The organism is Paenibacillus sp. GQ49 (assembly GCF_059759055.1).
In genome coordinates this window covers 59,255-71,769 of the sequence record NZ_JCAXEL010000006.1, presented here as the reverse complement: position 1 = coordinate 71,769, position 12,515 = coordinate 59,255, and the positions used below count along the sequence as shown (strand labels likewise).

The 12,515-nt window shown below is 47.1% G+C and carries 11 protein-coding genes; 1 reads left to right on the top strand and 10 read right to left on the bottom strand.

Annotated features, from left to right (window positions below):
* Nucleotides 1–317 precede the first annotated feature (317 nt).
* The gene (locus AC6CIF_RS13165; protein ID WP_498199971.1) at nucleotides 318–779 is read right to left on the bottom strand and encodes a MarR family winged helix-turn-helix transcriptional regulator; all 462 of its coding nucleotides are present in this window, start codon (nucleotides 777–779) and stop codon (nucleotides 318–320) included.
* A 136-nt stretch (nucleotides 780–915) separates the two neighbouring features.
* On the opposite strand from AC6CIF_RS13165, the gene AC6CIF_RS13160 reads away from it, so the two are divergent.
* Nucleotides 916–1,794 (top strand): SDR family NAD(P)-dependent oxidoreductase, encoded by an 879-nt coding sequence (locus tag AC6CIF_RS13160; RefSeq protein ID WP_498199970.1) that lies wholly within the window; start codon nucleotides 916–918, stop codon nucleotides 1,792–1,794.
* A gap of 68 nt (nucleotides 1,795–1,862) precedes the next feature.
* Here AC6CIF_RS13160 and AC6CIF_RS13155 read toward each other — a convergent pair whose 3' ends face one another.
* The 9 genes from AC6CIF_RS13155 to AC6CIF_RS13115 form a co-directional block, all read right to left on the bottom strand.
* Nucleotides 1,863–2,690, bottom strand: coding sequence for a sugar phosphate isomerase/epimerase family protein (locus AC6CIF_RS13155; protein WP_498199969.1), 828 nt, complete (start codon nucleotides 2,688–2,690; stop codon nucleotides 1,863–1,865).
* A 146-nt stretch (nucleotides 2,691–2,836) separates the two neighbouring features.
* Nucleotides 2,837–4,159, bottom strand: coding sequence for an LLM class flavin-dependent oxidoreductase (locus AC6CIF_RS13150; protein ID WP_498199968.1), 1,323 nt, complete (start codon nucleotides 4,157–4,159; stop codon nucleotides 2,837–2,839).
* Nucleotides 4,160–4,238: 79 nt separating this feature from the next.
* Complete coding sequence (locus AC6CIF_RS13145) at nucleotides 4,239–5,471, bottom strand: MFS transporter (protein WP_498199967.1); 1,233 nt, start codon at nucleotides 5,469–5,471, stop codon at nucleotides 4,239–4,241.
* 375 nt (nucleotides 5,472–5,846) lie between these two features.
* A complete protein-coding gene (locus AC6CIF_RS13140; protein ID WP_498199966.1) occupies nucleotides 5,847–6,287 on the bottom strand; it encodes a GNAT family N-acetyltransferase in 441 nt (146 codons plus the stop codon).
* Nucleotides 6,288–6,533: 246 nt separating this feature from the next.
* Nucleotides 6,534–7,433: an ROK family protein gene (locus tag AC6CIF_RS13135; RefSeq protein WP_498199965.1), complete on the bottom strand. Its 900-nt coding sequence runs from the start codon at nucleotides 7,431–7,433 to the stop codon at nucleotides 6,534–6,536.
* A gap of 28 nt (nucleotides 7,434–7,461) precedes the next feature.
* Complete coding sequence (locus tag AC6CIF_RS13130; RefSeq protein ID WP_498199964.1) at nucleotides 7,462–8,934, bottom strand: glycoside hydrolase family 32 protein; 1,473 nt, start codon at nucleotides 8,932–8,934, stop codon at nucleotides 7,462–7,464.
* Between the two features lie 25 nt (nucleotides 8,935–8,959).
* A complete protein-coding gene (locus AC6CIF_RS13125; RefSeq protein WP_498199963.1) occupies nucleotides 8,960–10,567 on the bottom strand; it encodes an ABC transporter substrate-binding protein in 1,608 nt (535 codons plus the stop codon).
* A 55-nt stretch (nucleotides 10,568–10,622) separates the two neighbouring features.
* Nucleotides 10,623–11,504: a carbohydrate ABC transporter permease gene (locus tag AC6CIF_RS13120; protein WP_036617174.1), complete on the bottom strand. Its 882-nt coding sequence runs from the start codon at nucleotides 11,502–11,504 to the stop codon at nucleotides 10,623–10,625.
* Between the two features lie 16 nt (nucleotides 11,505–11,520).
* Entirely contained in the window at nucleotides 11,521–12,381 is an 861-nt protein-coding gene (locus AC6CIF_RS13115; RefSeq protein WP_223200008.1) for an ABC transporter permease, read from the bottom strand.
* Nucleotides 12,382–12,515 lie beyond the last annotated feature (134 nt).

Sequence of the window (12,515 nt, the reverse complement as noted above, 5' to 3'; positions counted from 1 at the left end):
TGTCTTACCAAGGTAAGGTTCATTGGGAGGATATCCAAAGTAGTATCGAAGAATATTCCGCGAGCGATGAAGGAACGGTCTTGTATAAAGCACTAGGCACCCCTGTCCCACCACCTTGGATATATGTGAGAAAAGGAAACCATCAGGGTTTCCGATATAAAATCCCGCAGCTTCCCTGGAAACTATAAATGATCTGGGAACTTCACGAGCGGACATCACCAGATGTTCGCTTTTGCTATGAATTTGTAGTCTACCTCGCTCCATGGTGACATGTCCTATGGTTCAGGTATCAAATACAATCCACACTATTGTTCATCTCACTTTTCTTCCAAACCGTTAAACTGCCTGAGCATGGCGGTGAAACGCTCCAGTTCCTTATCATCCCATCTGGATATACGGCCATAAAAAGCTGACTCCTTCTCCTTGAGCGCACCAACCGTCGATTGTTGACCCAGTTCCGTAAGAGACAGTAACACCCCGCGCCGATCGTTGGGGTCTTGCTCTTTGCTAACATATCCTGACTTTTCGAGTTGTTTGATTAATCGGCTGACCGAGCTGCGGTCCATTGCATTCGCTTCTGCCAAAGCCGCGGCGCTTGTTGGGCCATAGGAGTAGAGCCACCGTACCAGTTGAAAAGCGGCAGGTTGCAGGTTCGCATCAAAACGCTCGGCTGACCGAACGTTAAGCGCATGCGATGCACTGATCAGTGCATGAATCTGCTCACCCAGCGCTAGCTCCAGGGCTGTTCTAGCTTTGGTTTTGACTGAATTTTTACTCATTATTGTTAACTCCCTCTCCCAGATACATGAAAGTAGACTTTTCGAAATATAGTTGACAAATATCAATTAATATTTATAGTTGATTTATGTCCATTATATAATTCCGAATCTATTCGTGTCAAAAGGAGATCTTCTCATGAAAACTAAACATCCCATTATTGTCATCACCGGAGCAACAAGCGGTTTAGGTCAGCTTGCTGCCATGGAACTCGCCAAACGCGGGGCACACCTTATACTCACAGCCCGAAGCAAGGAACGTGCAGACGCTACCAGGTACAAAATCAAGGAAATCATGCCTTGTGCCAAAATCGAATTTTTCTATGGAGACTTGTCGTTACTGAGTGATGTAAAACGTGTTGGGCTTGAGATTGCAGCCGCTTATCCGCGTATAGACGTAATTTTGAATAATGCCGGACTTCATGCATTTGAACAGAGAGTCACGTCCGAAGGATATGCCGAGATGATTGCCGTGAACTATTTGGCACCTTGGCTGTTAACGCACACATTGCAATCTTCCCTGATTCAGTCCGGCCATGCCCGAGTCGTCAATGTTGCATCTGAAGCTTCGCGGAATCATGGCACACTGGTATTGCCAGATGACTTAACGGATATCACTCCATTTACTGCACGCGGTTCCTCTCCAATCTATGGCAAAACCAAACTGCTCAATATTATGTTTACTGGTGAACTAGCCAGACAATGGCGTGGAACCGGAATTCGCGTAAATGCCTTGAATCCAGGCTTCAATGTTACGGGTCTAGGGAGAGAACTATGGTTTGCAAGTGTGCTTGAGCGCATTCTAACCTTTCTGCACATCGGCGACCCACGACGGGGTGCGGATATCATAACTCGGTTGGCTGTAGAACAGAAGTATGGCGAGGTATCAGGAGGATATTTCAATGTGGGAACTGGAGCATCTATTGTTCCTATACATCCTGGCGGAGATGAGGCCATGCAAAACAGACTGTGGGTGGTTACGACACAATTACTGAAAGAACGTGGTTTGTTGGATTAATAGAAAGCAGAAAAGGGCTGTTCCATAGCCCTTAACATGGCAGGAACAGTCCTCCTTTTTTCAGTAGCTTATATTGTCGCAAACACCTTATCGAATCCAGCTTTTGACTTGGCGAACAACTCACTTGAACCAAGATTCGATGCCGGGGCCAGTACTTCCTGAGCCACCACACCATTGTAGCCAATCGCCTGCAGATTTCTCAGAAATCCGCCCAGATCAATGACCCCTTCGCCGGGGTACAAACGCTCATAATCCAGTAATTCCTCGATCGGCAAATCATAAGCATCGTTGATATGCACATGAACAATCTGCTCTTTCTTCAACTTCAACAGATCTTCCATCGGTAAACCATTCGTATGCCAGTGATAGGAATCTACAAGCAAACCTACGTTAGACGCATGGATCGTCTCGATCCAGTCCAGCGTATCTTCCACACGCCAGATAAACGGATTCTTCCATTGCGTCCGCAAATGATTGCAGCCAACAAACTCCAGCCCTAACTTAATCCCGTAAGCGTCCAAGATATCTGCGCAGAGTCTCAAGCGTTTCGTAGCTGCCGCCATAAATTGCGCTGCCGGTTGATCCGTTGAGGGTAAAATATACGTGCAGCAGCTGTAACAGTCCAGCGAAGCAGAGGCTTCAGCCATAGCGACTAACGATTGCAATCCCTCACGAAACTGCTCATCTGTCGTCCGCCACTCTACCGTCAGGCCCGATGAACCGATGATCACCTGATTGCTTTCCAGCAGATGTTGCGCCTGTTCCTTGCCATACGTTTCAATCAATGAGAGCGGATTCAAATCTACAGATCCGAATCCGTGCTTGGCCGCCTCTGTGATATATTGTTCATCAGACTCGATGTTGCCCAGTCCCGCATTCGTTAACCCTCTAATCATCCCAATCTCCTCCTGTGACTTGTCTGGAATTGCAGCTTGTTTATCGTATTCTTTATCATTTTATAATAACAGTACTCTCCGAAAAAGAAACCATCAAAAAAGAGCCGCAACAACGTTACATTAACGTCATTACCGCTCTATCTTTTCTATCTCACGCTCTCTAAAGTATACCGGTTACGTGGAATCTCAAGACCCAGATTCTCCCTTAGCGTCTCATGTTCATACTCCGTGCGGAACAGCCCTCGTTCTTGCAGAACCGGGACAACTAGCTCCACGAAATCTTCCAATCCATTGGGCACCACGGTACGAACATTGAATCCGTCTGCCGCTTCGCCTTCAAACCATTCCTGAATCTGATCTGCGATCTGATCCGGTGTACCAATGAACGATGTACGTGGAGTGGATACCAGCAACGCGACTTGGCGCAGGGTCAGCCCCTGTTCCCGTGCCTGCTGCTTAATCTTGTCTGTTGTACTGCGGAAGCTGTTGCTGCCGATCTCCCCAATCTCGGGAAAAGGTTCGTCCAGCGCGTACTGGGAGAAGTCATAATGATCGAAGTAACGTCCCAGATAATTCAGCGCCTGATCAATACTTACCAGTTCGGCAATTTCCTGATACTTCTGCTCAGCCTCTTCCGCTGTCCTACCCACAATCGGGCCAATGCCCGGGAAGATCAGGATATCCGCTGCCTGACGACCATATGCCACTGCTCTTGCCTTCACATCCCGGTAGAACTCCCTTGCTTCCTCCAACGTCTCATGTCCTGTATAGACGGCATCCGCCGATCGGGCAGCCAGATCTTTACCAGATTCGGATGAGCCCGCCTGAAAAATCACCGGATGACCCTGCTTCGAACGCCCTACATTAAGCGGACCCTGTACCGAGAAGTGTGCTCCTTTGTGATTCAGCGTATGTAACTTGGCAGGATCGAAAAATACGCCCTGTTCCTTGTCTCCGATAAAGGCATCGTCCTCCCAGGAATCCCAAAGGCCTTTGACCACATTCAGATGTTCTTCCGCAATCTCGTAGCGGAGCGCATGGTTCGGATGTTCGCCTTTGCCAAAGTTCAGTGCCGAACCTTCCAGAGGTGAAGTAACCACATTCCATCCGGCTCTCCCACCGCTTAATTGATCCAACGAGGCAAATTGCCGCGCAACCGTGAAGGGTTCACTATAGGAAGTAGACAATGTAGCAACCAGCCCGATGTGGGAAGTTGCCCCGGCGAGTGCGGACAGAAGCGTGAGAGGTTCAAAGCGATTGAGAAAATGAGGATTGGACTTCTCGTTAATGAAGAGGCCATCTGCAATAAAGAGCAGATCAAACTTGCCTTTTTCCGCGATACGCACCTGCTTCTTGTAGAACTCCAGACTAACACTCGCGTTAATGGGAATATCCGGGTGACGCCAAAAGGATATGCTGTTACCCACTCCGTTCAGATTAGCTCCCAATTTCAATTGTCGTTGCGACATATATATTCCTCCCTAGATTGTAGTGATGACCATTCAGTTCGAGTATCCTTTTATCTCTGAGAGTCGTTTCGTCATTTCATTATTTCTTTATGCTGTTTCCGCCTGCTTCTGCTGTTGCCATGCTTAATCCCGATGTATCCGCTTGTTTCACATCACTTACCCGGACTGCCCAAGCCGCTCCCACTAATACAACCCCTGTGAATAGAAAAATAAACGGAATGCCGATCCATCCACCGAACAAACCACCGATTAACGGTCCAAGCACAATACCGAACTGACTCGCCGTCTGACTCAGACTGACAGCCCTCCCACGAAAATCGTGATCAGCATACTTGATGATGAGCGCATTGAGCGCCGGATAGACTGCAGCAAAGAACAAACCAAAGACAAATCGCAGGCTGCCAAAATAAATCAGATTAGTTGCTGTCATTTGCAGCAGACTGCCAATCCCACCGCCAATCAGACCGATAAACAGTGTTCTCTCGTATCCGATCCTTCCACCAATCTTCCCCCAGCGCGGCCCCATAATGACGGTTGCCACACCAATCGCCGAGAAGACAATTCCTGCACTGAGTGTTGCACTGCCAATATCTCCGCCAATCTGGACCACATAGAGCGTCAGCACCGGTTCGATGATGAGCACGGAGGTCGAGACTAAGAGAATCAAACCGTAGATTCGCATCAAACCCGGCGTGGAAGCCGCTCTTTTCAAATCCCCTATGATCTTCGTTGGAACGATCGTAAGAGTTTGTCGTGACTCCTTAACACCGAGGACCATCAGAGCCGCGAGTAATGTAATTACAGCGGATGCAATGAAACATCCCCGCAGTCCGATCCAGTGACTCAATACACCACCGGCAAGAGGACCAAGAATTCCGCCCGCAGCGCTGGCCGTAGAGATCACGCCAAGTGCATAACCCACCTGTTTCTCCGGAGTATTGGTGCCGATCAGTGTAATCGAGGCGGGATGAAAACCAGCCATGAGTCCCTGAAAGACCCTCACCGCGATAAACGTATACGGATCATACACAAAGAAGTTAGCCAGATGTGCAATGCCTAGCCCCACTCCGGAACGGACCAGCATCAGTTTGCTGCCATATTTATCAGCCAGTGATCCCCAGAAGGGTGCGCATAATCCGCTGATCAGAAAGCTGATGGAGATGGAGATACCCGACCAAGCTTCCAAGCCACTCTGGATACCGAGATCATTTTGCAGGAATATAGGAAAGAACGGAACGGATAGCGAGTACGCCATATGATTGAAAAACAGGCCGAACCACAGAATATACAGATTTCTCTTCCATTGTGGCATCTTGGCATTCTCCATACTATATAATTCCTATATAAAAAGTAGGTTATTATCCATATTAGGATAACGTCATCGGAAAGTATAATAGAAAAGTTCAATAGACCCATTCAAGAATTAAATGAATGGGTCTGTTATATAACTTGAACTAAAGATTTTACACTGAACACTCCGATGACAGAACAACCTTCCAATCGCTGTTATCCCCAGATTTTTTTGATTCCCTTTTCTCAAGGGTAAAATCCGCTGATAAGCCTATGCTTACGACGTAGCTTTCTTTCAGAAAACTCTCAGACGAACGCTTCGCTTTTCCAGGTTTTTTCTGCCCTCTCCGTTTCTGTGTAAAAGATTAGTTCAACTTATATAGATGTACAGTAAAATTTACTGCACTTGGACCGACATAAATACATCGACCTCATCTTCACTGTCCAATATAAATCCAAATCGTTCATACAATCGCCGAGCAGGGCTTCCTTGCAAAACATTTAAAATAATCCGTTTCCCCTGAACTTCATCCTGTTCCAGCAGCATGTTCAGTACCTGAGTTCCTATTCTCTGGCCTTGATAATCGGGATGTATGTAGAAATGTTCCAATAGATATACCTCAGACTTGGGCTTCAACGCTACACAACCTACCATTGAACCCTCCACTTCAATAATCCGCGTATGGACAGGGTCGAACGTATTTCGGAAACGTTCACGTACTTTCACATCATCGTACCTTCCCAACCTGCTTAGATCATCGTAGAGTACCAACGCCCGCAAATCAGCGAGTTGTTCTTGGTCTGCCTGTACAGCTTGACGCATTGTTATTGGGTTCATTGGTTGAATTCCTTTCCATTAGAGACACGTTAATTTCCGAATGTCTTATCGCACTATAGAACACTAAAAATCATACCTTTGGCAGCTCACTTGAGCAACATCGGATTTTAGAACGCACCATTTTTTTCAAACATATTGAACTCCTCAAAAAAAATAAAAAAGCCCAAAAAGGACGGTGCAGTCTTGCTTATACAAATAAGCGAACCCCGCAGCCATCCCTTCTGGGATGTAGATTATTGTAGAAAACTATGAAACATTTGAAGCTAGCACTGCATGTTGCAATGCTTCCAGACCCAACGCGAGCGCACCACACAGGCCTGCATGCTGGCCCAATCCGGGCTGAACAATATATTGGTCAATATGTTGCTTAATTGGGGCTGCATTCACATAACCATTGAGATTCCGCACTACCTGCTCCCGGATGATAGGAAACAGATGATCTTGCTGCATCACACCACCGCCCAAGATGATCTTCTGCGGCGAATGAAGCAAGATGGCCGTTGTAATCGACTCCGCAATGTAAAAGGACTCAATCTCCCACGCCGGATGATCTGCCGGCAGTTCACTGCCAGGGATCTGCCAACGGGCTTCAATGGCTGGTCCTGCAGCCATACCCTCCAGACAATCGCCATGATACGGGCATAATCCGGCAAAGTGATCGTCTGGATGGCGTCTTGTGCGAATATGTCCACCCTCGGGATGTAACAATCCATGGACTCGTTGGCCCCCTGCCACAAGTCCAACACCAACGCCTGTACCAATCGTGTAATATACACAGTTGTCCAGCCCTTGCGCCGCTCCCCACGTCACTTCACCGAGCGCGGCAGCATTCACATCTGTATCCCATCCAAAAGGAACCGGAAATTCATGCTTCAAGGTTCCAATCACATTACAGTTTCCCCACCCAGGCTTAGGTGTGGTCGTAATATAACCATAGGTGGGACTATCCGGTTGCAGATCAATCGGACCAAAGGAGCCGATCCCCATGGCTTCCACATCTTTATCCCTGAAATAGTCGATCACCTTGGCAAGAGTGGTCTCCGGATGTTCTGTTGGAAAGCTGATCCGATCTTCAATCTGTCCATGCTCATTACCTACACCACATACAAACTTTGTTCCGCCCGCTTCTATGGCTCCAATACGCATCGTTCTGGACTCCTTTCCTTCATTACAATTAACCTTTAGCCTTGGTTGGTGATATCTCATAGATATGAAGTGAAGAGAAGACCAGATCAGTATTTTCGGCATGAGCAGAGATGCTCTTGGAATCCACATCCGGATAGATCAGATCCGTAATAACCGCCTGACCATCATTTGCAAATACCTCCACAGATGAATGATCTACAAAGATACGCAAACTTTGATTCGCACTCGGTGCCTTTAACTCAGCTGTATGACGGCTCAGGAAATGTTCATGAAAATCGCCGATACCCGATCCACTACGATCGATATACACTTCCCCTCGGTTGGCGTCTACGCCAACGAGCGTTTCGTTGTCAGCTCCGCTTCTTAAGGCAAACTGGAACGACTGATTTGGAGTCCACTCTGCATGGATCTCATAGTTCACTATTTGCAAAGCGTTCAACTGCTCACTCACTTGCTGAATCGAAGCATCCTGTAGGGACAATAATGGCGTACGGGCTTGCTTGAGCTCACGCGCAGGACGTTGAATCAGTATCACTTCACCTGCTCTTGTCTCCAGTGACAGCTCCCGTGCAATGGTCATTGCTCCACGATAATCATTGGTTGGCGTCTGGTTGGCATACATCCAGTTGCTCATCCACCCCATAAACAGGCGTCTGCCGTCTTCAGCCGGAATGTCTGACCAACTAACTCCCGCGTAGTTATCCCGGCCATGATCAATCCAGCGAACCGTATGGGATGCCTCATCTGGGACAAATGTACTTCCATCAAAATCTCCGGTAAAATATTGTGTTCTGGATCCTTCTTTAAAAGCAGGATCTGCACCGATGCTAACGAGCATCACCCATTTCACCTGCTCTGAATCTCCATCCACTGCAAGCGGGAACAGGTCCGGGCATTCCCACACGCCATCGTGTGAACCGATCCCTTCGCCAAATTCACTTCCTAGCGTCCAATCCTTCAGATTGGGAGATCGGTACAGACATACCGTTTGACCACAAGCGATAATCATAATCCATTCCTTGGTCTGCTCATGCCAGAACACTTTGGGATCACGGAAATCTACAAAGGACTCATGCTTTAATACCGGATTACCCTCGTATTTAGTCCAGGTTCTGCCGTTGTCTTTGCTATACGCCAGACTCTGACGCTGAACAGGATGCTCATTTGGTACTTCCAGATGATGTGTAAAAATAGCTACCAACCCCGGCTCATCTTCGAAAAATCCGGAAGTATTGTTCCAGTCCACCACCGCACTGCCGGAGAAAATCATGCCATGTTCATCCGGTGCCAGAGCTACAGGAAGTTCCTCCCAAGTGACGAGATCTCGGGTTACCGCGTGACCCCAATGCATCGGTCCCCATGTAGTACCAAACGGATGATACTGATAGAACAAGTGATACTCCCCATTGAAAAACACCATGCCGTTTGGGTCGTTCATCCACTTCTCTTTTGGTGAGAAATGGTATTCATTTCTGTAATCTTGTTTAAGAATTGTCGACATTATGGTTTCTCCTCCGTACTTTTCTTTATTTGTTGTTACGGTCATATCCCGCTTGTTTAATCTGCAGCCATTCTTGCAATCCAAGGCGATCCAACTCTTTCAAGTAAGCATCCCAGTCCTGATCTATTTTCCCGTTCTGATACCATTCTGTACGCAGACGTAACACGTAGGCGAAGAGATCGGTCTCAATCGTGGACAATCGATCCAGTTCATCAATGGAGAAGAACACACTTGGATATACGTTCTCCGCTTTCATATGCGGAACCATAACCTTGTCGAGAAGTTCCATGCGCCAAGCCGCATCTTCCGGTTTGGTTGTGTATTTGTCATAATAACTGTCGAGAATGGCCAATGGTCCTGCAATACTGGTTTTTTGTCTGAGTTCCACAGGTGCAGATCCTTCCAGTGGAAGATGTTTCAGCATCCCTTTGGCTTCATCGAATTCAAAAATATTTTGCTGACTCTCGTCTCCATAGGTACCCCAGTTGTTCTGTACGGATTGGAGCGGATCGTACAGTTGGTCTACCCACTTCGCTGTAGATTCCAGGTTTTTATTACTGCTGGTAATGACCATGCGACCACGATCAAGCCCAATCCCGTTTGTTCTTGTGACATTGACCTCTCCGTTAGGCCCGGCAACCGGAGGCAGAACATCATACGTATCATTCATGCCTGTAATGTTAGCCTTATCCCATGTGAAGTACATGCCGTACTTGTTATCCTTGCCTTTCGCCAGGTACGTGTTCCAATCCTGTTGGTACGATTCGACATCCACGAGGCCTTCCTTAACCAACTCATGAATATATTTAACCGCTTCCTTGTAGCCTTCATCAGCTGCCGTGAAGACCACTTTCCCATCATTGGTTACCACAGTATGATCCCAGTTCTCTCCGAGTCCAAATGCCGCAAAGAGAAATGTCAGATCTTCTCCGCCCGGTTTGTTAATGAAAGATAACGGAATTTCGTCGGCCTTACCGTTGCCGTTCGGGTCTTGGGTTTTGAACGCAATCAATACTTCTTTCAGTTCTTCGGTTGTCGTTGGCATCTTCAGTCCAAGCTTGTTCAACCATTCCACATTAATCCAGGGCAAGTTATCCACTGCCTGAATCCGTTGTTTGCCACTTCCGAGTTCTTCAATCCATGGGAATGAATAGATATGTCCGTCTGGAGCCGTGATCATGCTCTTGTATTCGGGAGCTTCCTCCAGCACCTTTTTCAGATTGGGCATGTGTTGTTCAATCATGTCCTCTAGTGGAATGATCGCCCCGTCCTTCGCCAGTTTCAGGAGATCATAATCCCCGTAACCTGCATCAAAAATGGCATCCGGCAAATCACCGCTGGCGACCGCCAGATTTCTTTTTTCTGCAAACACATCACTCGTATAGTTCTTCCAGTTGATATGCACATTGGTTTTCTCTTCGAGTCGCTTGTTAATCAGCTTGTCGTTTGGATCAGCTGGAGCCAGTGGAGAGCTCTGTGTTATAAAATTCAATGTCACCTTACCATCAGGTGATTGCGCCTCACTTGCCGCGCCGCCTCCACCCCCGCCACAGGCGGTTAGAAAGAGCATTGCAGATAACATGGAAATAGATGCCGTTGTAACGGCTTTTCTGGACTTGTTCACTTTTTTCATAATAATGACCTCCATGAGTTGGATTGGATCAACTTACTGTATCGCAGGCTGTTCACTATTTGAGGGAACCGACCATGACACCTTTTTCGAAATACTTCTGGAAAAACGGGTACATGATGATGAGTGGCAGACTCGAAATGACAATCGCTGAGTATTTAATCATCTCGGAGAGCCGTTTCAGTTCTGCCATCGCGAGCTGATCACTGATCATGCCCGGTGCAGCCTGATTCTGAATCAGAATGGAACGCAGAACGAGCTGTAACGGATGCAGGTTCGGATTATCGAGATAGATCATTGCATCAAAATAGGAATTCCATTGCCCAACGAACGCATAAAGTGCGAGTACAAAAATGATCGGTTTCGACAACGGAATGACGATCTGGAAGAAAATCTTCATCTCAGAAGCGCCATCCACGTTTGCAGCTTCTTTCAGTTCTCGAGGGACTCCTTTGAAAAAGGTTCTGGAGAGAATGATGTTCCAGACGTTAACGGCTCCAGGGATGATGATCGCCCACACCGTATCCAACATGCCGAGATTACGTATGAGTAGATACGTAGGGATTAATCCCCCGCCGAAGAACATGGTAATGATAAAGATAATCATGAAAAATCCACGTCCCGCGAGCCTATCATCCGACAATGCATAACCTGCAAATATGGATACGGTCACGGTGATCAGTGCAAAAGAAACCGAGTACAATACCGCATTTGCAAACCCCCGGATCATGGCTGGATTGGACAAAATCATCTGATATCCGTCCAGACTCCAGTCCGATACATTAAAGGACAGTCCACGATTCAGTAGCACCGTCGGGTCCATGAATGAGGCGATAACAATATAAATCAGGGGAACAACCACAACCAGTACAGCACAGGTGAGAAAGATGGCATTGAGTGTGAGGATCAATCGATCCATTCCCGTGTGTTTAACAACCATGGATAATACTCCTTTCCTAATAGAGGCCTTCGCCTTCATTCAATTTCTTCACAATCAGATTCACCGTCACCAGCAAAATCACATTGATAACGGAGTTGAACAATCCAACTGCCGCAGAATAAGCGTAATCTCCAGACTGTAACCCCACCTTGTAGACATACGTGGCAATAATCTCGGAGGACGGCAGGTTCATGGACGTCTGCATCAGATAAGCCTTCTCAAATCCAATGGACATAATCCCGCCAGCTGCAAGAATAAAGACGATGGCCATAATCGGACGAATCGTTGGAAGGTCAATGTGGCGAATACGCTGAAGGAGATTGGCTCCATCCAGATTAGCCGCATTGTGAAGCTCCGGATCAACATTGGCCAAAGCCGCGACGTATATGATGGAAGCCCAACCCGCTCCAGTCCAGATATCGGACAAAATGTAGATCCAGCGGAAATATTCCGGTTCAGACATGAACATGATTGGCTGACCTGTAATCCATGTGGCTAATTGATTAATCGGCCCTGTCGGTGAGAGGAAGATGAATAGCATACCCACAACAACGACAACCGAGATGAAATTGGGTGCGTATAGAAACAATTGGATATTTTTCTTGATGCCAGCTTTGCGTACCTGATTCAGCATGAGTGCCAGTAAAATGGGCACCGGGAAACTGAATATTAATCCCAAAAAGCTGAGTTTAAGCGTATTCATTAAAATGATATCGAAATTGGGTGAAGCTATAAATTTCTCGAAATGCTTCAGTCCCACCCAATCACTACCCATGATGCCTTTGATCGGACTGAAATCCTTAAACGCAATGATGGCTCCGTACATCGGAATGTACTTGAAGATAAGAGTCAAAATTAAGGCTGGTGCAAGCAACATATATAAAAAGTAATTTTTTTTGAGCTGCTGCAACCTGTGACCGCTTGTCGTCCTCACTTTCAGTACCCTTCCTTCGCCCTTTTTGCTGTCGGCTATGTTATCCAACACGATACCCCCGTTCATTCTAGAAGTTG

Excerpts from the sequence above, each read along its gene's own strand:
- AC6CIF_RS13140 (WP_498199966.1), bottom strand. The coding sequence starts at position 6,287 with ATGAACCCAATAACAATGCGTCAAGCTGTACAGGCAGACCAAGAACAA.
- AC6CIF_RS13115 (WP_223200008.1), bottom strand. The coding sequence starts at position 12,381 with ATGTTGCTTGCACCAGCCTTAATTTTGACTCTTATCTTCAAGTACATT.
- AC6CIF_RS13130 (WP_498199964.1), bottom strand. The coding sequence starts at position 8,934 with ATGTCGACAATTCTTAAACAAGATTACAGAAATGAATACCATTTCTCA.
- AC6CIF_RS13150 (WP_498199968.1), bottom strand. The coding sequence starts at position 4,159 with ATGTCGCAACGACAATTGAAATTGGGAGCTAATCTGAACGGAGTGGGT.
- AC6CIF_RS13160 (WP_498199970.1), top strand. The coding sequence starts at position 916 with ATGAAAACTAAACATCCCATTATTGTCATCACCGGAGCAACAAGCGGT.
- AC6CIF_RS13165 (WP_498199971.1), bottom strand. The coding sequence starts at position 779 with ATGAGTAAAAATTCAGTCAAAACCAAAGCTAGAACAGCCCTGGAGCTA.
- AC6CIF_RS13125 (WP_498199963.1), bottom strand. The coding sequence starts at position 10,567 with ATGAAAAAAGTGAACAAGTCCAGAAAAGCCGTTACAACGGCATCTATT.
- AC6CIF_RS13135 (WP_498199965.1), bottom strand. The coding sequence starts at position 7,433 with ATGCGTATTGGAGCCATAGAAGCGGGCGGAACAAAGTTTGTATGTGGT.
- AC6CIF_RS13155 (WP_498199969.1), bottom strand. The coding sequence starts at position 2,690 with ATGATTAGAGGGTTAACGAATGCGGGACTGGGCAACATCGAGTCTGAT.
- AC6CIF_RS13120 (WP_036617174.1), bottom strand. The coding sequence starts at position 11,504 with ATGGTTGTTAAACACACGGGAATGGATCGATTGATCCTCACACTCAAT.
- AC6CIF_RS13145 (WP_498199967.1), bottom strand. The coding sequence starts at position 5,471 with ATGCCACAATGGAAGAGAAATCTGTATATTCTGTGGTTCGGCCTGTTT.